The 18756-nt window shown below is 46.7% G+C and carries 18 protein-coding genes; 12 read left to right on the top strand and 6 right to left on the bottom strand.

Features of this window, described 5'->3' with window-relative positions; translation table 11 throughout:
- Window positions 1-131: 131 nt before the first annotated feature.
- The 5 genes from hisG to JXR92_RS15965 all read left to right on the top strand — a co-directional run bounded on the left by hisG (window position 132) and on the right by JXR92_RS15965 (window position 6974).
- Window positions 132-983 carry an ATP phosphoribosyltransferase gene (hisG, locus tag JXR92_RS15985; protein WP_044467625.1) on the top strand — a complete coding sequence of 284 codons (852 nt, stop codon included), beginning with the start codon at window positions 132-134 and terminating at the stop codon, window positions 981-983.
- Window positions 984-1044: 61 nt separating this feature from the next.
- A complete protein-coding gene (gene hisD, locus JXR92_RS15980; protein WP_119961303.1) occupies window positions 1045-2343 on the top strand; it encodes a histidinol dehydrogenase in 1299 nt (432 codons plus the stop codon).
- Between the two features lie 66 nt (window positions 2344-2409).
- Window positions 2410-3453 (top strand): histidinol-phosphate transaminase, encoded by a 1044-nt coding sequence (hisC, locus tag JXR92_RS15975; RefSeq protein WP_119961302.1) that lies wholly within the window; start codon window positions 2410-2412, stop codon window positions 3451-3453.
- Window positions 3454-3466: 13 nt separating this feature from the next.
- Complete coding sequence (gene hisB, locus JXR92_RS15970; RefSeq protein WP_138345611.1) at window positions 3467-4618, top strand: bifunctional histidinol-phosphatase/imidazoleglycerol-phosphate dehydratase HisB; 1152 nt, start codon at window positions 3467-3469, stop codon at window positions 4616-4618.
- 85 nt (window positions 4619-4703) lie between these two features.
- On the top strand, window positions 4704-6974 hold the full coding sequence (locus JXR92_RS15965) for a monovalent cation:proton antiporter family protein (RefSeq protein WP_117601648.1): 2271 nt from the start codon (window positions 4704-4706) through the stop codon (window positions 6972-6974).
- A gap of 21 nt (window positions 6975-6995) precedes the next feature.
- Here JXR92_RS15965 and JXR92_RS15960 read toward each other — a convergent pair whose 3' ends face one another.
- The 5 genes from JXR92_RS15960 to JXR92_RS15940 all read right to left on the bottom strand — a co-directional run bounded on the left by JXR92_RS15960 (window position 6996) and on the right by JXR92_RS15940 (window position 10276).
- Window positions 6996-7982, bottom strand: coding sequence for a Gfo/Idh/MocA family protein (locus JXR92_RS15960; RefSeq protein ID WP_117601647.1), 987 nt, complete (start codon window positions 7980-7982; stop codon window positions 6996-6998).
- 15 nt (window positions 7983-7997) lie between these two features.
- The gene (locus JXR92_RS15955; protein ID WP_117601646.1) at window positions 7998-8417 is read right to left on the bottom strand and encodes an RNA-binding S4 domain-containing protein; all 420 of its coding nucleotides are present in this window, start codon (window positions 8415-8417) and stop codon (window positions 7998-8000) included.
- Entirely contained in the window at window positions 8414-8977 is a 564-nt protein-coding gene (gene pth / locus JXR92_RS15950; protein ID WP_117601645.1) for an aminoacyl-tRNA hydrolase, read from the bottom strand. Before pth ends, JXR92_RS15955 begins: the two co-directional genes overlap by 4 nt.
- Before the next feature lie 162 nt (window positions 8978-9139).
- A complete protein-coding gene (locus JXR92_RS15945) occupies window positions 9140-9730 on the bottom strand; it encodes a 50S ribosomal protein L25/general stress protein Ctc (protein ID WP_117601644.1) in 591 nt (196 codons plus the stop codon).
- Window positions 9731-9868: 138 nt separating this feature from the next.
- The gene (locus JXR92_RS15940; RefSeq protein ID WP_117601643.1) at window positions 9869-10276 is read right to left on the bottom strand and encodes a PUR family DNA/RNA-binding protein; all 408 of its coding nucleotides are present in this window, start codon (window positions 10274-10276) and stop codon (window positions 9869-9871) included.
- Window positions 10277-10495: 219 nt separating this feature from the next.
- Here JXR92_RS15940 and nusB point away from each other — a divergent pair, with 219 nt between their 5' ends.
- The 5 genes from nusB to JXR92_RS15915 all read left to right on the top strand — a co-directional run bounded on the left by nusB (window position 10496) and on the right by JXR92_RS15915 (window position 13966).
- Window positions 10496-11422: a transcription antitermination factor NusB gene (gene nusB / locus JXR92_RS15935; protein WP_117601642.1), complete on the top strand. Its 927-nt coding sequence runs from the start codon at window positions 10496-10498 to the stop codon at window positions 11420-11422.
- A 38-nt stretch (window positions 11423-11460) separates the two neighbouring features.
- Window positions 11461-11796, top strand: coding sequence for a preprotein translocase subunit YajC (gene yajC / locus JXR92_RS15930; RefSeq protein ID WP_009038121.1), 336 nt, complete (start codon window positions 11461-11463; stop codon window positions 11794-11796).
- Between the two features lie 15 nt (window positions 11797-11811).
- The gene (locus tag JXR92_RS15925; RefSeq protein ID WP_119961300.1) at window positions 11812-12828 is read left to right on the top strand and encodes a CdaR family protein; all 1017 of its coding nucleotides are present in this window, start codon (window positions 11812-11814) and stop codon (window positions 12826-12828) included.
- Window positions 12818-13426: a dephospho-CoA kinase gene (gene coaE, locus JXR92_RS15920; RefSeq protein ID WP_119961299.1), complete on the top strand. Its 609-nt coding sequence runs from the start codon at window positions 12818-12820 to the stop codon at window positions 13424-13426. Before JXR92_RS15925 ends, coaE begins: the two co-directional genes overlap by 11 nt.
- Window positions 13427-13534: 108 nt before the next feature.
- A complete protein-coding gene (locus JXR92_RS15915) occupies window positions 13535-13966 on the top strand; it encodes a DUF5606 family protein (protein ID WP_005831788.1) in 432 nt (143 codons plus the stop codon).
- 86 nt (window positions 13967-14052) lie between these two features.
- On the opposite strand, the gene clpB is transcribed toward JXR92_RS15915, so the two are convergent.
- The gene (clpB, locus tag JXR92_RS15910) at window positions 14053-16647 is read right to left on the bottom strand and encodes an ATP-dependent chaperone ClpB (RefSeq protein WP_117601639.1); all 2595 of its coding nucleotides are present in this window, start codon (window positions 16645-16647) and stop codon (window positions 14053-14055) included.
- Window positions 16648-17190: 543 nt separating this feature from the next.
- On the opposite strand from clpB, the gene JXR92_RS15905 reads away from it, so the two are divergent.
- Window positions 17191-17787: a DUF6621 family protein gene (locus tag JXR92_RS15905; protein ID WP_119961298.1), complete on the top strand. Its 597-nt coding sequence runs from the start codon at window positions 17191-17193 to the stop codon at window positions 17785-17787.
- 14 nt (window positions 17788-17801) lie between these two features.
- Window positions 17802-18689 carry a LysR family transcriptional regulator gene (locus JXR92_RS15900; protein WP_035448955.1) on the top strand — a complete coding sequence of 296 codons (888 nt, stop codon included), beginning with the start codon at window positions 17802-17804 and terminating at the stop codon, window positions 18687-18689.
- Window positions 18690-18756: the final 67 nt, after the last annotated feature.

Genomic DNA, 18756 nt, shown 5'->3' with positions numbered 1-18756 from the left:
CTCGGTGGGCGTATGAGTGTATATGTACAACAAATGACATAAATGACGAGGCTTGCCGAATATTGGTAAGCCTCGTTTTGTTTTCTGCCATCTCATTCAAAATAGTAAATCGTAAAATAGTAAATAGCCTTATGTTAAGAATTGCAGTACAAGCTAAAGGTCGTCTTTATGACGAGACCATGTCATTTTTGGGAGAATCGGATATTAAGTTAAGTGCCATGAAGCGTTCGTTGTTGGTGCAGTCGTCAAACTTTCCTCTTGAAGTGTTGTTTTTGAGGGATGACGACATTCCGCAGTCTGTGGCTACTGGAGTGGCTGATATAGGCATTGTGGGTGAGAATGAATTTGTTGAGAAGAATGAGGATGCGGAGATAATCAAGCGTCTGGGATTCAGCAAGTGCCGTCTGTCTCTTGCCATGCCGAAGGATATTGAGTATCCGGGGGTGAAGTGGTTTCATGGAAAGAAGATTGCGACATCTTATCCGGGCATCCTTTCCGGCTTTTTGAAAGAGAATGGGGTGAATGCGGAGATACACGTCATTACGGGGTCAGTAGAAGTGGCGCCGGGCATCGGTCTGGCAGATGCTATTTTCGATATTGTAAGTTCCGGTTCTACGCTGGTGAGCAACCGTTTGAAGGAAGTGGAGGTTGTGATGAAGTCGGAAGCGCTACTGATTGGCAACAAGAACATGAGCGAGGAAAAGCAAGAGATATTGAGGGAGCTGTTGTTTCGTATGGATGCCGTGAAGACAGCCGAAGATAAGAAATATGTGCTGATGAATGCCCCGAAAGAGAAACTGGATGAGATTGTCTCTGTACTTCCGGGCATGAAGAGCCCCACGGTGATGCCGTTGGCGCAAGAAGGCTGGTGCTCGGTACATACCGTACTCGACGAGAAATGTTTCTGGGAGATAATTGGAAAGCTGAAAGCGTTGGGGGCGGAAGGCATTCTGGTGCTGCCGATTGAGAAAATGATAATTTAAAGCCTCGACACACCTCCAAGAATATCATGGCTTATGCATAAATCTTTAAAAACATGTCATTATGATATTGATTAGTAATCCCGATAAATTCCAGTGGCAAGAGATTCTGAAACGTCCGGTGATGAATACGGAGAATCTGTTTGATACGGTGCGGAGCGTTATTGACCGTGTGAAAGCGGAGGGAGACTGTGCTGTACTGGATTATGAAAAAAAATTTGATAAAGTGGTGCTGACTTCGCTGGCTGTGTCGGAAGAGGAACAGCAGGAAGCGGAAAACCTGGTGAGTGAAGACTTGAAAGCAGCTATTCGACTGGCAAAGCAGAACATTGAGACTTTCCACGCGGCACAACGCTTTGAGGGCAAGAAAGTGCAGACTCGGCCGGGGGTGACCTGCTGGCAGAAAGCGGTTGCTATAGAAAAGGTGGGATTGTATATCCCCGGAGGAACGGCTCCGCTGTTTTCTACGGTACTGATGCTGGCCGTTCCCGCCAGGATTGCCGGATGCAAGGAAATTGTTCTCTGCACCCCTCCGGGACGTGACGGAAAGGTACATCCCGCTGTGCTGTTTGCCGCAAAAGTGGCAGGTGTCAACCGGATTTTCAAAGCTGGCGGCATACAAGCCATTGCCGCTATGGCATACGGAACGGAAAGTGTGCCTAAAGTTTACAAGATATTCGGTCCGGGAAATCAGTATGTCACGGCTGCCAAACAGCTTGTGAGCTTGCGTGATGTGGCGATAGATATGCCGGCAGGACCTTCGGAAGTAGAAGTTCTGGCTGACGAAACAGCTAATCCGGTTTTTGTCGCCGCCGACTTATTGAGCCAGGCAGAACACGGAGTGGACAGTCAAGCTATATTAATTACGACCTCTGTCGAATTGCAACAAGCTGTAAAGGTGGAAGTGGAATGCCAACTGGCCTTACTGCCACGTAAAGAGATTGCCGAAAAGTCTCTTGCCAATAGCAAACTGATTGTAGTGGACAGCATGGAAGAAGCCATCGAACTGACCAACGCGTATGCTCCCGAACATCTTATCATAGAAACCGAGGATTATCTTTCTGTGGCAGAACGTATCGTGAATGTCGGTTCTGTATTCTTGGGTTCTCTTACTCCGGAGAGTGCGGGAGATTATGCTTCGGGCACAAACCATACCTTGCCGACAAACGGCTATGCTAAAGCATACAGCGGTGTCAGCCTCGACAGCTTTATCCGCAAGATAACTTTTCAGGAGATAAAGCCGGAAGGATTGAATATCATCGGCCCTGCCATTGAGCTGATGGCTGCCAATGAACAGCTGGATGCGCATAAGAATGCTGTGAGTGTGAGACTGGGGCAGTTGGAAAATGGAAATGAAAATTGAAAGTTGAAAATTGAGAGTTGATGGCTTAAAGTAATTTTAATCGTAAATTGTCAAATCATAAATAACATGGTGAAAACATTACAAGAACTTACCCGTCCGAATATCTGGCGTCTGAAGCCTTATTCTTCAGCACGAGATGAATATAATGGTGCTGCGGCATCCGTTTTTCTCGATGCAAACGAGAATCCTTATAACATGCCGCACAACCGTTATCCCGACCCCATGCAGCGGGAGTTAAAGACTGAATTGTCTAAAATTAAAAAGGTGAGTCCCGATTCCATCTTCTTAGGGAATGGCAGTGATGAAGCTATCGATTTGGTGTTCCGTGCTTTTTGTGAACCCCGTGTGGACAATGTAGTGGCCATCGACCCTACTTACGGCATGTATCAAGTCTGTGCCGACGTTAATGATGTGGAGTACCGCAAAGTGCTGCTCGATGAGGATTTCCAGTTCTCTGCCGACAAGCTTCTGGCTGCTGCGGATGAGCATACCAAACTGATTTTTATCTGTTCTCCCAACAATCCTACCGGCAATGACCTGCTCCGTAGCGAAATTGAAACGCTGATTCGCCGGTTTGATGGGTTGGTGATACTGGACGAGGCATACAATGACTTCTCCGAGGCACCTTCCTTCCTTGAAAATTTGAATCAATATCCGAATCTCATTGTGCTGCAAACCTTTTCCAAAGCATGGGGATGTGCTGCTATCCGTCTAGGTATGGCATTTGCCTCACCGGAGATTATCGGCATCCTCAATAAAATAAAATATCCCTATAACGTGAACCAGTTGACACAGAAGCAGGCAGTGGAAATGCTTCACCGCTATTATGAAATAGAACGTTGGGTGAAGACCCTGAAAGAAGAGCGGGAGAACCTGGAAGCCGAGTTCGCCGCACTGCCATGTACGGTGAAGATGTTCCCCTCTCATGCCAATTTCTTCCTGGCCCGTGTGACGGATGCTGCGAAGATTTACAATTATCTGGTAGGTAAGGGTATCATTGTCCGCAACCGTAACTCCGTGTCACTCTGCGGAAATTGCCTGCGGGTGACGGTAGGAACGAGAGGGGAGAATGAAAAATTGATTGAAGCGTTGAAAGTTCTTACGATTTGAGCATTTAGCATTTATGAAGAAGAAAGTACTTTTTATAGACCGTGACGGAACTTTAGTCATTGAGCCGCCGATTGATTATCAGTTGGACTCCCTGGAGAAGCTGGAGTTCTATCCGAAAGTGATGCGTAATCTTGGCTTCATCCGCAGCAAGCTGGATTTTGATTTTGTGATGGTGACCAATCAAGACGGGCTCGGCACAACTTCCTTTCCAGAAGAGACCTTTTGGCCGGCACACAACCTGATGATGAAGACATTGGAAGGCGAAGGCATCACCTTCGACGACATCTGCATAGACCGCAGCATGCCCGATGACAATGCACCAACCCGTAAGCCGCGTACCGGGATGCTTACCAAATACCTTGATAACCCGGACTACGATTTGTCCCACAGTTTCGTCATCGGTGACCGGCCTACGGATGTGGAGTTGGCAAAGAATTTGGGATGCCGCGCCATTCTTCTGCAAGATGATATGGCTTTATTGAAACCCATCTCCGAAGGTGGCAGTGCCGCTTGTGACGGACTTAAAGATTACTGCGCTCTCGCCACCAAGGATTGGGATAAGGTGGCCGAATTCCTCTTTGCCGGTGAGCGTACAGCGGAAGTACGTCGCACTACCAAGGAGACAGATATATATGTATCTTTGAATCTGGATGGCGACGGGTATTGTGACATCGTGACCGGACTGGGCTTCTTCGACCACATGTTGGAACAGATAGGCAAGCACGGTGGTATGGACCTTACCATCCATGTGAAAGGTGACCTTGAAGTGGACGAGCATCACACCATCGAAGATACTGCCCTTGCCCTGGGCGACTGCCTTTATCAAGCCTTAGGAAGCAAACGAGGCATTGAACGCTACGGCTATGCTCTTCCTATGGACGATTGTCTTTGCCAGGTGTGTCTCGATTTTGGCGGACGTCCGTGGCTTGTATGGGATACCGAGTTCAAGCGCGAGAAGGTAGGAGACATGCCTACGGAAATGTTCCTGCACTTCTTTAAATCCTTGAGCGATGCTGCCCGGATGAATCTCAATGTAAAAGCCGAAGGACAGAACGAACATCATAAGATAGAGGGCATCTTCAAGGCGCTGGCACGTGCGCTGAAGATGGCGGTGAAGAGGGATATTTATCACTTTGGGCTGCCAAGCTCGAAAGGAGTGTTGTAAAAAGGAAATAGAGGATGAATTGTTCCTCCATCTTATTAAACTTTTCACTATCTTTGTCAACAAAAAGGTATACAGACGAAGAATTATGTCACACTTGGCTCCCCTTATAGCTGATTTAGCTCTGATATTGATTTGTGCGGGGATTATGACCCTGCTTTTTAAGAAGTTGAAGCAACCATTGGTATTAGGATATGTAGTTGCAGGATTCCTTGCCAGCCCTCACATGGCTTATACACCGTCGGTGATGGATACGGCTAATATACAGACCTGGGCGGATATAGGTGTTATCTTCCTGTTGTTTGCACTGGGATTGGAATTCAGCTTCAAGAAGATTGTGAAGGTGGGAGGGGCAGCGATTATTGCTGCGTGTACCATCATCTTTTGTATGATATTGTTGGGTGTGGCGGTAGGTACCGGTTTCGGCTGGAAACGGATGGACTGCATATTTCTGGGCGGTATGATTGCCATGTCGTCCACCACCATTATCTATAAGGCGTTTGATGATTTGGGGATGCGCAAGAAGCAGTTCACGGGTCTGGTGCTCAGTGTGCTTATTCTGGAGGATATTCTTGCCATCGTATTGATGGTGATGCTCTCCACGATGGCAGTCAGCCATAACTTTGAGGGTACGGAGATGCTGGAGAGTATTGCCAAACTGCTGTTTTTCCTGATACTTTGGTTCGTGGTGGGTATTTACCTCATCCCCGGATTGCTGAAGCGGTGCCGGAAGTTGATGAGCGAGGAAACTTTGCTGATAGTCTCTCTTGGACTCTGTTTCGGTATGGTGGTGATGGCTGCGCATACGGGATTTTCGGCTGCTTTCGGTGCATTTATCATGGGCTCCATTCTCGCCGAAACGGTAGAGGCGGAGAGCATAGAGCGCCTGGTGAAGCCGGTCAAGGACTTGTTTGGCGCCATCTTTTTCGTATCGGTCGGCATGATGGTAGACCCGGCTATGATTGTGGAGTATGCGGGACCTATTGTCGTGATTACTTTGGCGGTCATTTTCGGACAATCCCTCTTCGGGACGCTGGGGGTGCTGCTGGCGGGGCAACCGCTGAAGACGGCCATGCAGTGCGGTTTCAGTCTGACGCAAATCGGTGAGTTTGCTTTTATTATAGCTTCGCTGGGCGTGTCGCTGCATGTCACCAGCCATTTTTTGTATCCTATTGTGGTGGCGGTGTCTGTCATCACTACTTTCCTTACTCCTTATATGATTCGTTTGGCAGAGCCCGCTTCCAATCTTGTGGATACGCATTTGCCGGAAAAATGGAGAAAGTTCTTGACCCGCTATGCTTCAGGTTCGCAGACCATGAACCATGAAAGTCTGTGGAAGAAACTGATATTTGCACTGGTCAGGATTACGGTTGTATATTCCATCATTTGCGTGGCGGTGATAGCTTTGGCGTTCCGTTTTCTGGTGCCTTTCGTGCACGACAGTCTGCCCGGGGTATGGGGCTCTTTGTTGGCTGCCTTTATCATCATTCTGTGTATAGCTCCGTTTCTGCGTGCTATCATGATTAAAAAGAATCACTCGGAAGAGTTTGTGACTTTATGGAAGGATAACCGTGGAAATCGGGCGCCGTTAGTGGCTACCATTGTATTGCGCCTGCTGTTGGGTGTTTCGTTTGTCATGTTCGTTATAGCCGGTTTATTCAAGATGTCTGTGGGACTGGTATTTGGGGTGGCGGTGTTGCTGGTGACTTTAATGATACTTTCCCGTCAGTTGAAGAAGCAGTCCATAATGATAGAAAGGACATTCTTCCAGAATCTGCGGTACCGCGACATGCGTGCCGAGTATATGGGAGAGAAGAAACCGGAGTATGCGGGGCGTCTGCTGTCACGCGACTTGCACCTGACAGATTTTGAGATTCCCGGCGAATCGGAATGGGCAGGCAGGACATTGGCAGAGCTGAATTTTGGAAAGAAATACGGTATCCATGTGGTCTCTATCCTTCGGGGCAAGAAACGGATTAATATTCCTGGAGCGTCTGTCCGTCTTTTTCCGCAGGACAAGATACAAGTAATTGCTACGGATGAGGAATTGAGCATTTTCGGTCAGGAGATGGATAAGGTGTCTGCCATGAATGCGGATGTGATAGAGAAGAGTGAAATGATTCTACGCCAATTCTGTGTGGACGGGCAGTCTCCTTTCCTGAACAAGACCTTGAAAGAAGCAGGGATACGCGAGAAATATCACTGTCTGATTGCCGGTGTGGAGCGGGGAGGGGAGACCTTGCATGCTCCCGACCCGCATGAACCTTTTGTAGAGGGAGATGTGGTATGGATTGTAGGCGAGAGTGTCGATGTGTACAAACTGGTCGGCCGAAAATGCGAAGGTTTCGACATGGGGTAAGATTTACCCCATGAACGCTAATCAGAGTTTGTTCAGTATTTTGTCCATTACCCAGTTGGTAAGAGTGGCGCTTTCACCGTCACAGCTGCAGATTGACTTGCCTAGCAGGTGGTCTACCACTGCCTGGATAAGCGGTTGCTGGACGTAAGTGGGATTTTCAACAATGATTTCCTCACGCCCTCTTTCTGTGTGCAGCGCAATGGGGTCATAGGTGAACACGGAGAAACAAATCATGCCTTTGTCTCCAATGATTTCTATACGATCTTCGCGGGCAGATTCGTGGGCGACGAAACACCAGGAGCCGCTGCCCACCAGTCCGCTGTCAAACTGGAAACATGCGCTTAGGGTGTCCTCGGCTGGATATAGTCCGCCACGGTTGCTCTTGTAGCCGCTGGCTTCAAGGATACATCCGAAGATTTCCTGCAACAAATCTATCTGGTGGGGTGCAAGGTCATAGAAGTATCCTCCACCGGCAATATCCGGTTGCACGCGCCACGGTAGGTTTTCCTTGTTATGGTCGAGGTCGCGGGGAGGCTGGGCGAATCGGATTTGAATGTTGATGATGTTGCCAATATGTCCTTCCTCTACCAGTGACTTTACCTTTAGGAAGTAGGGCAGATAGCGGCGGTAATACGCAACAAAACATGGAACACCCGTTTCTTTGGAAATGCGGTTGATGCGGCAGCACTCTTCGTAGGTAACAGCCATCGGCTTCTCTATGTAGACCGGTTTACCTGCCTTCATGGACATGATGGCGTACGTAGCATGTGAAGAAGGAGGAGTGGCAATGTACACGGCGTTCACCTCTTCGTCGTCAATCAGCTCCTGGGCATCGTCGTACCATTTGGGAATCCCTCTTTCCTTGGCGTAGGTCTTGGCCTTGTCACCATTTCGACTCATGACGGCCACAACTTCGGAGTTCTCTATTTTCTGAAATGCCGGTCCGCTTTTGTATTTGGTCACTTCTCCGCAACCGATGAATCCCCATTTAATTATTCTCTCGCTCATAATCTTTCCCTTATTTTACTCTTCCTCGAAATCGAATTCAAAGTCGAAATCATCCAGAAATTCCGGTTCTGTAAATTCTTCCAGGCTCCGGCGGTCTTTTTTCGTTGGCCGTCCAGTACCTTTGGCACGGTTGACGAAACCGCTGACACGGCTCATTTCCAGCAGTTCATACTGTTCCGGAGCCGTTACATTCTCCATCATTTCAGCTACTAACTTTGCGCCGACACGCTTTTCAATGGGTTGCAGTACTTTGAAGGAATAGGTGACGGGGGGCTTGCGCACTTGGATGACGTCTCCCGGTTTCACCGTACGGGCAGCCTTTGCCAGTGCGCCATTGATGCTGATGCGCCCTTTTTTGCAGGCTTCGGCAGCTATGGTACGTGTTTTGAAGATGCGTACAGCCCACATCCATTTGTCAATTCTGGCTTCGTTCATTTCTTGTTATATTGATTCATGGTGATATCTATTCCCGCCAGACAGAAACTTTTGATGATTTCTCCGGCTGTTTCCAATCTCTCGCCCATTGTTTTCCAATCTTCATCGGTAAAATGTCCCAGCACATAGTCAATCTGTCCGCCACGGGGAAAGTCATTGCCGATTCCAAAACGCAGGCGTGCATAGTTCTGGGTGCCCAGCGTTACTGCAATATGCTTAAGGCCGTTATGTCCCGCATCGCTTCCCTTACCTTTCAGGCGCAGTGTACCGAAAGGCAGTGCAAGGTCATCTACCACTACCAACACATTCTCCAATGGAATGTTTTCCTTTTGCATCCAGTAGCGTACGGCGTTACCGCTGAGGTTCATGAAGGTGGAAGGCTTCAGTAGTAATAGTTGGCGTCCCTTGACTGACAGCGTTGTGGTGAAGCCATAACGTCCGTCGGTAAAAGTGGCACCTGCTGCTTTTGCCAGAGTATCTACTACCATGAATCCGATGTTGTGACGGGTTTCGTGATATTCGGGGCCGATATTGCCCAATCCTACAATTAAATATTTCATTGTTAGTGCTTCAAGTCTATTCTCTTTCTCCTTTCAGAGGAGAAAGAGCAGTAAGAAAAAGAACGCGGATTATCGCAACTTTCCGCGGAAATCAGTATGAAATCTGCGTTGGCTGCGTTAATCCGCGTTCCCCAATATTTAGTCTTTCTTGGAAAGAATTGATTAGTTGCCTGCAGCAGCAGCGGCACCTCTTGCAGCACGAGTCAGCTTAACGGCGCATACAACAGCTTCTTTGGCATTCAGCAATTCCAATCCTTCGTATTGCAATTCGCCAACTTTAACAGTCTTACCAAGTCCCAAGTGAGTAACGTTGATAGTCAGTCTTTCAGGAATTACGTTATACAAAGCTCTTACTTTCAGTTTACGCATCTGGAGTACCAGCTTACCACCAGCCTTAACACCTTCTGCCAAACCTTCCATCTGTACCGGAACTTCCATAACGATAGGCTTAGCCTCGTCAATTTGATAGAAGTCAACGTGTAGGATGGTATCCTTTACGGGGTGGAATTGGATATCTTTCATGATAGCGTTTACTTTCTTGCCATCAATCACCAAGTCAACTACGTAGATGTGCGGAGTATAAACCAAATTGCGCAGACCTTCTGCAGGTACAGTGAAGTGAACATTTTCACCTGCACCATAAAGTACGCAAGGTACACCGTTGTTTTTACGAATAGCTTTCAAAGCTCTTGCTTGTTCCGAAGAACGTTCTGCAATAGTTCTTGCAGTTCCTTTTACTTCAATTGATTTCATTTCTAAAAAAATTGTGTTACTCTAAATTAAGTAAATTTTTTGCTTAATTCACCATCACACGATGTGGTTTACCACACGATGTTGCAAAAAAGCGGTGCAAAAATACAGCTTCTTTTTGAATTATCAAAAGGTTATAACTTAAAATTCAATGTCTATTTTGATTTCTCCGTCCAGGGGGCAAGCTTTTTCCTCTTGTGGTACTTCTTCTTTGTGTGTTTCGGGAGTTTCAGCCTCGTCGTCAGCGGTATGTCTTGTGTGGAAACCCTGTTGCTCCTGGATGAAGCCGATGGCCTGCTGGAGTCCGTTCATGAACTTTTCAAAATCTTCTTTGTATAGAAAGATTTTGTGCTTTTCGAAACTTACCTGCGAGTCGTCACCCTCGCCCATCACGATTTTCTTGCTTTCCGTAATGGCGAGAAACATTTCGTCTTTTCTGTTTTTCTTGACGTCTAAATAGTAGATGCGCTTACCTGCTTTGATGGATTGGGAGAATACAATCTCCTTGTCGTTCATGTCCGCTGCGTTTTTCTTCTTAAAGTCTTCCATATTATAATAGGTCTCAATTTTGATATTATCACCTTAAAACTTGTATCTCGTAGCTTTTAGCTCTTTATCGGGCTCAAAATTGACGATTTTTTTTAAACTGTCAAAAGAAAAAGACCGGATAATCAATATCTGCATTAAAAAATGTGATTTATTTATGTAAACTCATTAAAAATGCCTACTTTTGCGCCTTGTTAAAACACTAGTATTTACTTTAGAATTATGATCAACAGAGTTCTTATTCGTCTTAAGATTATACAGATTGTATATGCTTATTATCAGAATGGCAGTAAAAATTTAGACTCAGCGGAGAAAGAATTATTCTTTAGCCTTTCAAAGGCATACGACCTCTACAACTACCTGCTGATGCTGATGATAGCTTTGACGAACTACGCACAAAAACGTATTGATGCGGCAAAAGCTAAGCTGGCTCCCACTGCCGAGGAGCTGTATCCCAACATGAAATTTGTGGAAAACAAGTTTATAGCCCAGTTGGAAGTGAACAAACAATTGACGGAATTCATCGCCAACCAAAAGCGCACGTGGGCCAATGATGAAGACTTCGTCAAGGGATTGTATGAGAAAATTGTGGAATCAGATATATATAAGGAATATATGGCTTCTTCGGACGATTCTTACGAATATGATCGTGAATTGTGGAGAAAACTGTATAAGACTTTTGTTTTCAACAACGAAGCCTTGGACAGTGTGCTCGAAGACCAGAGCCTTTACTGGAACGACGACAAGGAGATTGTGGATACTTTCGTGCTGAAAACCATCAAGCGCTTCGAAGAGAAGAATGGTGCCAACCAGGAGCTTTTACCAGAGTTTAAGGATGAGGAAGACCAGGAATTTGCACGCCGTTTGTTCCGCCGTGCCATCTTGAACTGTGACTATTACCGTCATCTCATCAGTGAGAATACGCGTAATTGGGACTTGGACCGTGTAGCCTTTATGGATGTTGTAATCATGCAGTGTGCATTGGCCGAAATATTGAGTTTCCCGAACATTCCGGTGAGTGTTTCGTTAAACGAATATGTCGATATTGCCAAAGTTTACAGCACGGTCAAAAGCGGCAGCTTCGTGAACGGTACATTGGACGGAATAGTTAATCAATTAAAAAAAGAAGGTAAGTTAACGAAAAACTAATACCTTTGTTTAATAATAGAAACCAAAACTGAGTATTTATGAACTTAATGACTGTATTCTTCCTGCAAGCTCCTGTTGCAGGGCCTGCTGGTGGTGGTAGCATGATGTGGATTATGCTGATAGCCATGTTCGTTATTATGTATTTCTTTATGATTCGTCCTCAAAACAAGAAGCAAAAGGAAATCGCAAACTTCCGTAAATCGCTTCAAGTGAATCAGAAAGTAATCACAGCCGGTGGCATCCATGGTGTTATCAAGGAAATCAACGACAATGATGTGGTGCTTGAAATCGCTTCCAACGTTAAGATTCGTATAGACAAGAATTCTATTTTTGCTGCAGCTGCTGATGCGAATAGCAGTCAGGCATCTAAATAATAGAAATGTGAGCCTATGTTTGAACGTAGGAACATACAACGTACATATCTGAAGATATCAAGAGAAGTGAAGGACTTTCTGCTTAGCGATAAAAGCAGAGAGTTCTTCATTTTTTTGTTTTTCTTCTTTGTGGCCGGTGGCTTCTGGCTCTTGCAGACCTTGAACAACGACTATGAGGCGGACTTCTCTATACCGGTGCGGCTGAAGGGAGTACCCAATAATGTGGTGATTACTTCTGAACCTGTTTCAGAACTCCGCATCAAGGTAAAGGATAAGGGAACGGTACTGCTCAACTATATGTTGGGAAAGAGCTTCTATCCTGTTATTCTCGATTATGCCGATTATACGGGTGTGGATAATCAAGTAAGGATATATCCCCCGCAGTTTGAAAAGAAAGTGCTGAACCAGCTGAATGCTTCTACCCGCCTGCTTTCCATGAAGCCGGATACATTGGAGTACATCTATTCGACGGGAGCCTCCAAACTGGTGCCGGTGAAGCTGCGCGGCACGCTGAGTGCCGGACGTGAGTATTATCTTTCGGATACGATATTCAGTCCCGATTCCGTATTGGTGTATGCGCCGCAAGGCGTGCTGGATACGATTACTGTTGCCTATACGCAACCGGTGAAGCTGGAAGATATATCGGATACCTTGAGACAGCAAATCCCCCTGCGTGTTCAGAAAGGTGTGAAGTTTGTGCCTTCTTCCATTGAGATGATGCTTCCGGTGGATATTTATACAGAAAAGACAGTGGAGGTGCCGTTGCGTGGCGTTAACTTTCCTGCCGACAAGGTGCTGCGCGCTTTCCCTTCTAAGGTGCAGGTCACGTTTCAGGTTGGTCTGAGTCATTTCAGGCAGATTAACGCTGATGATTTTCATATTTACGTGTCTTATGAGGAACTGCTTCGTCTGGGTTCCGACAAGTATACGGTAAAGATCAAGAATCTGCCGAAAGGGGTGAGCCAGGTGCGCTTCAATCCGGCACAGGTGGATTTTTTGATAGAGCAAATTTCTCCTGATTATGGCGATTAAGATAGGTATAACCGGTGGTATCGGTAGCGGAAAGAGTATGGTATCCAGACTGTTGGAAGTGCTGGGTGTTCCCGTCTATATCTCGGACTTGGAAACGAAAAAGCTGATGGTATCCGATTCATTTATCCGCGAGGAATTGTCTGCCTTGCTTGGTGCGGAAGTGTATGCCGGTGGTACACTGAACAAGCCTTTGTTGGCGTCTTATCTTTTTGGCAGTCCGGAGCATGCCCAAAAAATCAACGGTATTGTGCATCCTCGTGTAAAGGAGGATTTCAGGCGGTGGACACAATGTCGCGCCGCTTCTTCCATTGTCGGTATAGAATCGGCCATTTTGGTTGAAGCGGGGTTTGCAGGTGAAGTAGATGCTATTGTTATGGTCTATGCGCCCGAAGAGGTGCGTATTTCACGTGCCGTCTGGCGGGATGCTTCCTCGCGCGAATTGATAGAAAAGCGTATCCGTAGCCAGATGGATGACGAAGAAAAGCGTAAATATGCAGATTTTGTCATTGTAAATGATGGCGAAACTCCATTGATTCCGCAAGTTTTAGAGCTAATCGGTTCGCTATCTGAAAAAATGCACTATCTGTTACGAAAATAGGCATCTTCTTAACAATAAAAATAAGCAAGCTTATTTTGTATTGTCTTCGGCTTACATTATCTTTGCCTCCCGAAAAAATAACTACTAATCATCAAAACAGAATATATTATGTTGAAGACTATTTTGTCCATTTCCGGTAAACCGGGATTGTATAAGCTTGTTTCTCAGGGAAAAAATATGTTGATTGTAGAGTCGCTTGCAGACAAGAAGCGTTTTCCTGCCTATGGTAATGAGAAGATTACTTCTTTGGGCGATATCGCCATGTATACAGATACGGAAGATGTTCCTTTGAAGGAAGTGCTTCTTTCCATGAAGAAAAAGGAAAACGGCGCTGCCGTAGTGATGGACTTAAAGAAGGCTACTGCCGACGATTTGCGTGCTTACCTGGCAGAGGTATTGCCTACCTTCGATCGCGACCGCGTATATCCGTCCGACATCAAGAAATTGATTGTTTGGTATAATTTGCTGGTGGCAAGCGGTATGACGGATTTTGAAGAAACTCCTGCGGCAGAAACGAAGGAGGAAAGCAAGGCCGAGTAATCGGAGAAGGATTGAAATACAAAATAAAAGAGGCGATTCTCAATAGTCGGGAATCGCCTCTTTTATTGGGGGGATACGGATTGCTTTTAATTTCTGAAAACCAGTCCGTCGTCAGTGGTATTGGCATCCACTGTAATAGGCTTGCTGCGGTCTACTTCCTGGGACAGCAACTTCTTCGACAAATCGTTCAGCAAATAGTGCTGTATGGCACGTTTCACCGGACGGGCGCCGAATTCAGGGTCATAACCTGCATTGGCAAGGAAGTCTATGGCGGCATTTGTCAGAACAAGTTCCACACCGTTACCGGAAAGCATCTTCTGCACACTCTTGATTTGGAGCATTACAATCTGTTTGATTTCGGGCTCTGTCAGTGGCAGGAACATGATGGTTTCGTCGATACGGTTCAAGAATTCCGGGCGGATGGTCTTTTTCAGCATATTCATCACTTCCTTCTTGGTTTCCTCTACGATTTGCTCCTTATTGCTACTGTTGAGCTTCTCCATCTGGCTTTGGATATAGCCGCTGCCCATGTTGGAGGTCATGATGATAATCGTATTCTTGAAGTTGACCGTACGTCCTTTATTGTCTGTCAGACGTCCGTCATCCAGCACTTGCAGCAAGATGTTGAATACGTCCGGATGCGCTTTCTCGATTTCGTCGAACAGGACGACAGAATACGGTTTCCGCCTTACGGCTTCTGTCAGTTGTCCGCCTTCATCGTAGCCCACATATCCCGGAGGCGCTCCTACCAGACGGGAAACGCTGTGTTTCTCCTGATACTCGCTCATGTCGATACGGGTCATCATCGTCTCGTCGTCAAAGAGGAACTCCGCCAGTGCCTTTGCCAATTCCGTCTTACCTACACCGGTGGTTCCCAGGAAAAGGAAGGAGCCGATAGGACGTTTCGGGTCTTGCAGTCCGGCACGGCTGCGGCGTACGGCATCGGATACGGCCTCGATGGCTTCGTCCTGCCCGATAACCCGCTGGTGCAGTTCCGCTTCCAGATGCAACAGTTTGTCCTTTTCGCTTTGCAGCATCTTGCTTACCGGTATGCCGGTCCAGCGGGATACTACGTCGGCAATGTCTTCAGCGTCCACTTCCTCTTTAATCATGGCCTTGTCGCCCTGCATTTCGTGCAGTTTTTGCTGAGTTTCTTCAATCTCCTGGTTCAGCGCTTGCAGTTTGCCGTAACGGATTTCGGCCACCCGGCCATAGTCGCCTTCCCGTTCCGCCTTGTCGGCCTCGAACTTCAGGTTCTCTATTTCCACCTTATTCTGCTGGATTTTGTTGACAAGGGTCTTTTCACTTTGCCATTTCGCCTTGTACGAGTTTTCCTGCTCCTTCAGCTCGGCAAGTTCTTTGCCGATTTGTTCCAGCTTGGGCTTGTCGTTTTCGCGCTTGATGGCCTCGCGTTCAATCTCCAGCTGCTTTATCTTACGCGAGATTTCGTCCAGTTCTTCCGGAACGGAATCGACTTCCATACGTAGCTTGGCAGCGGCTTCGTCCATCAAGTCGATAGCCTTGTCCGGTAAGAAACGGTCGGTGATGTAGCGGTTGCTCAACTCTACGGCGGCGATGATGGCATCGTCTTTAATCCGTACATGGTGATGGTTCTCATAACGTTCCTTCAGACCACGCAGAATGGAGATGGTGCTCAGCGTGTCCGGTTCGTTCACCATGACAATCTGGAAGCGGCGCTCCAACGCTTTGTCCTTTTCGAAATACTTCTGATATTCATCGAGGGTAGTGGCCCCGATGCTCCTCAGTTCACCGCGTGCCAGGGCGGGTTTCAGGATGTTGGCGGCATCCATGGCGCCTTCGCCCTTGCCTGCACCCACCAGGGTGTGGATTTCATCAATGAAGAGGATGATGTCTCCTTCGGACTTCTTCACTTCGTTGATAACGGCCTTCAGGCGTTCTTCAAATTCGCCTTTGTATTTAGCGCCCGCCACCAGTGCACCCATATCCAGGGAGTAGACTTGTTTGTTCTTCAAGTTCTCGGGGACGTCTCCACGCAAGATACGGTGGGCAAGTCCCTCTACGATAGCTGTTTTACCGGTACCCGGTTCACCGATAAGAATCGGGTTGTTCTTGGTACGCCGGCTCAGAATCTGCAGGACACGCCGTATCTCTTCGTCACGGCCGATGACGGGATCCAGTTTGCCGCTGCGGGCTGCTTCGTTCAGATTGATAGCGTACTTTTCCAATGACTGGTAAGTGTCTTCGCTGGATTGTGAAGTTACTTTTTCTCCTTTTCGCAGTTCGTTGATGGCTTCCCGCAGTTCGCGTTCCGTCATCCCGGCATCTTTCAGAATGGTGGATGCAGTGCTTTTCACATTCAGCAAAGCCAGCAGTACCGGTTCCAGGGAGACGAATTCATCACCCATTTCCTTGGAATATTGGGTGGCCTTCTGGAACACTTCGTTCGTTTCACGGCTCAGGTATGGCTCTCCGCCGGATACCTTGGGCAGAGAATCAATTTGCTTGTCCAGTACAAGTGCTATCTGCTGACCGTTCATGCCCAGTTTCTGGAAGATGAAGTTGGTGACATTTTCACCTACTTTCATCACGCTTTGAAGTACATGCACGGGCTCGATGGCCTGCTGTCCACGGCTTTGTACCAGGTTCACAGCCTCCTGCACTGCTTCTTGCGCTTTAATGGTAAAGTTGTTAAAGTTCATATTTTGTTCTCCTTTCTATTTTATCAGTTTCATAACACTTGGGAAGGCGCAAAAGATTTGCCATTGGCACATTTCGGACAAATTGTCTGCATATAAAATATATAAAATGACAAATTGTCTGTAAATCAGTCGTTTTGTTTCTTTCTACTTCTTTAGATAAGAAGTTGGAGCAAAGTTCCTTTTCGTATTAAACTCTATTGGTTAAAGAGAAGGGCAAATAAGGATGTCATGCATGAGATGTGCATCTCATGTAGTACGAGGTGTACATCTCATGTAGTACGAGATGCACATCTTATGTAGTGAGGGGCTATATGTTTTAGTAGCTAAGTCTTCGTGTTCCAGCTCCAAGGTTTCCGTGTTGTGGGGGAAGGATATTCTCTTTCCGCTTCGGAGATATAGATTAATTGCTTGGGATGATACAAGTTATTGATAAATTTGTCGTACTTTTACTGCTTCAAAGTTTTGTGCTTTCTGTGTGGTAGGTTTTCGGAGCTCCGCTTGCAGAGGAGCATTATGTATAATTATGTATTAAGATAGGAGATAATGGAGGATAAGATAAAGTTTCCGGCAAATGTGATATTGATAGATGTTGCATTTCTGAATGAAGTGGTATATGGTGCAAAGAACTTTTTGGAAGGTAAGTTGGGAAGGAAGCTACCCGATGTTGACCTGCCGGCATGGTTGAGCTATCTGGCATTGGATGCCGGCTTGAGAGAACAAGAAAATGAGGTAGAAGTGTTGTTGGTGCATACTCCTGCAGCGGACGTGCTGAAGTGTTGTGAACCATCCGATGTGAATAGACTGAATCACCAGGCATGCCGTACGCCACTGGGCGAATTTACATTTTCTTCCGTCACCTCTTCTGGTTTAGTCTCTACCGAAGAGTTGTTTCTTGACCTGATGAACCTGGCGCTTGATTCTGCAGATGTGAAGTGTTTGATGTTGTTGCCTTTCCATCAGGTATATGGTAATGGAGTGGAGGAAAAGCTGGCGGGTTTCTTCAAAGACAAGAATGAAGAAGAACGGGGCAAAGCTGTGTATTTCATTACGGAGGAACCTCTGAGCCCGGTGTATTGCCGCCTGGAGCCGGTGTTTTATTCTTTGGCGCATGCTTTCGGCATCAAGTCTGACGAGTTATAGGATATAAGAAGTATATGAGTGATTTCCGTTTAAAAGTGTTTCAGTCTGTTGCCAAGAACTTGAGTTTTACAAAGGCTTCGCAAGAGTTGTTTGTTAGTCAGCCGGCTATAACCAAGCATATCCAGGAGCTGGAGGCCACTTACCAGACGAGGCTTTTCGACCGGCAGGGAAGTAAAATCAGTCTGACCGAGTCGGGCCGGCTGCTTTTGGAGCATTGCGAACGGATATTGGAGGACTATAAACGGCTGGAATATGAAATGCACTTGTTACATAACGAATATATTGGAGAACTCAAGTTGGGAGCCAGCACTACCATTGCGCAGTATGTGCTTCCTCCGTTGCTGGGCAGTTTTATCGGCAAGTTTCCGCAGGTCAACTTGTCCTTGCTCAATGGAAATTCCCGGGAAATAGAAGCCGCTTTGCAGGAACACCGCATTGACTTGGGATTGGTGGAAGGGGTTTTCCGCCTTCCCAATCTGAAGTATACTACTTTTCTTGAGGATGAACTGGTAGCGGTAGTCCATTCCAAAAGCCGTTTACAATTGCCCGAAGAGATTACTCCCCAGGATTTGCCCGCTATTCCTTTAGTGCTTCGTGAACGTGGTTCTGGTACGCTGGACGTGATAGAACGCTCACTCCAGAAGCACGGTGTCAAGCTTTCCTCACTCCATGTACTGATGTATCTGGGTAGTACCGAAAGCATCAAGCTCTTTCTTGAAAACTCCGATTGCATGGGAATCGTGTCTATCCGTTCCATCTGCAAGGAACTGGCGGCAGGCACTTTCCGCGTGGTCGAGATAAAGGATATGCCCATGCTTCGCGACTTCTGCTTTGTCCAGTTGCAAGGGCAGGAAGGAGGGTTGTCACAAGCCTTTATGAACTATATGTTTATGTCCCGATAACAATAAGTTATAGTCTATAAGTAGAAACGATTGGCGGGTGTACTAAAATAGAACTACCTTTGCATCC

It is taken from the genome of Bacteroides parvus (genome assembly GCF_017309675.2).
Taxonomy (GTDB): Bacteria; Bacteroidota; Bacteroidia; order Bacteroidales; family Bacteroidaceae; genus Bacteroides; species Bacteroides uniformis.
Note: the sequence above shows the minus strand (reverse complement) of the source record. Positions and strands in the feature narration are given on the sequence as shown.

Bases quoted from the DNA above. Each gene is read 5' to 3' on its own strand.
- JXR92_RS15940 (WP_117601643.1), bottom strand. From the start codon at position 10,276: ATGGAAGACTTTAAGAAGAAAAACGCAGCGGACATGAACGACAAGGAG.
- JXR92_RS15965 (WP_117601648.1), top strand. From the start codon at position 4,704: ATGTCACACTTGGCTCCCCTTATAGCTGATTTAGCTCTGATATTGATT.
- JXR92_RS15915 (WP_005831788.1), top strand. From the start codon at position 13,535: ATGTTGAAGACTATTTTGTCCATTTCCGGTAAACCGGGATTGTATAAG.
- nusB (WP_117601642.1), top strand. From the start codon at position 10,496: ATGATCAACAGAGTTCTTATTCGTCTTAAGATTATACAGATTGTATAT.
- clpB (WP_117601639.1), bottom strand. From the start codon at position 16,647: ATGAACTTTAACAACTTTACCATTAAAGCGCAAGAAGCAGTGCAGGAG.
- hisB (WP_138345611.1), top strand. From the start codon at position 3,467: ATGAAGAAGAAAGTACTTTTTATAGACCGTGACGGAACTTTAGTCATT.
- hisG (WP_044467625.1), top strand. From the start codon at position 132: ATGTTAAGAATTGCAGTACAAGCTAAAGGTCGTCTTTATGACGAGACC.
- yajC (WP_009038121.1), top strand. From the start codon at position 11,461: ATGAACTTAATGACTGTATTCTTCCTGCAAGCTCCTGTTGCAGGGCCT.
- hisD (WP_119961303.1), top strand. From the start codon at position 1,045: ATGATATTGATTAGTAATCCCGATAAATTCCAGTGGCAAGAGATTCTG.
- JXR92_RS15900 (WP_035448955.1), top strand. From the start codon at position 17,802: ATGAGTGATTTCCGTTTAAAAGTGTTTCAGTCTGTTGCCAAGAACTTG.
- coaE (WP_119961299.1), top strand. From the start codon at position 12,818: ATGGCGATTAAGATAGGTATAACCGGTGGTATCGGTAGCGGAAAGAGT.
- pth (WP_117601645.1), bottom strand. From the start codon at position 8,977: ATGAAATATTTAATTGTAGGATTGGGCAATATCGGCCCCGAATATCAC.
- JXR92_RS15960 (WP_117601647.1), bottom strand. From the start codon at position 7,982: ATGAGCGAGAGAATAATTAAATGGGGATTCATCGGTTGCGGAGAAGTG.
- JXR92_RS15925 (WP_119961300.1), top strand. From the start codon at position 11,812: ATGTTTGAACGTAGGAACATACAACGTACATATCTGAAGATATCAAGA.
- hisC (WP_119961302.1), top strand. From the start codon at position 2,410: ATGGTGAAAACATTACAAGAACTTACCCGTCCGAATATCTGGCGTCTG.
- JXR92_RS15945 (WP_117601644.1), bottom strand. From the start codon at position 9,730: ATGAAATCAATTGAAGTAAAAGGAACTGCAAGAACTATTGCAGAACGT.
- JXR92_RS15905 (WP_119961298.1), top strand. From the start codon at position 17,191: ATGGAGGATAAGATAAAGTTTCCGGCAAATGTGATATTGATAGATGTT.
- JXR92_RS15955 (WP_117601646.1), bottom strand. From the start codon at position 8,417: ATGAACGAAGCCAGAATTGACAAATGGATGTGGGCTGTACGCATCTTC.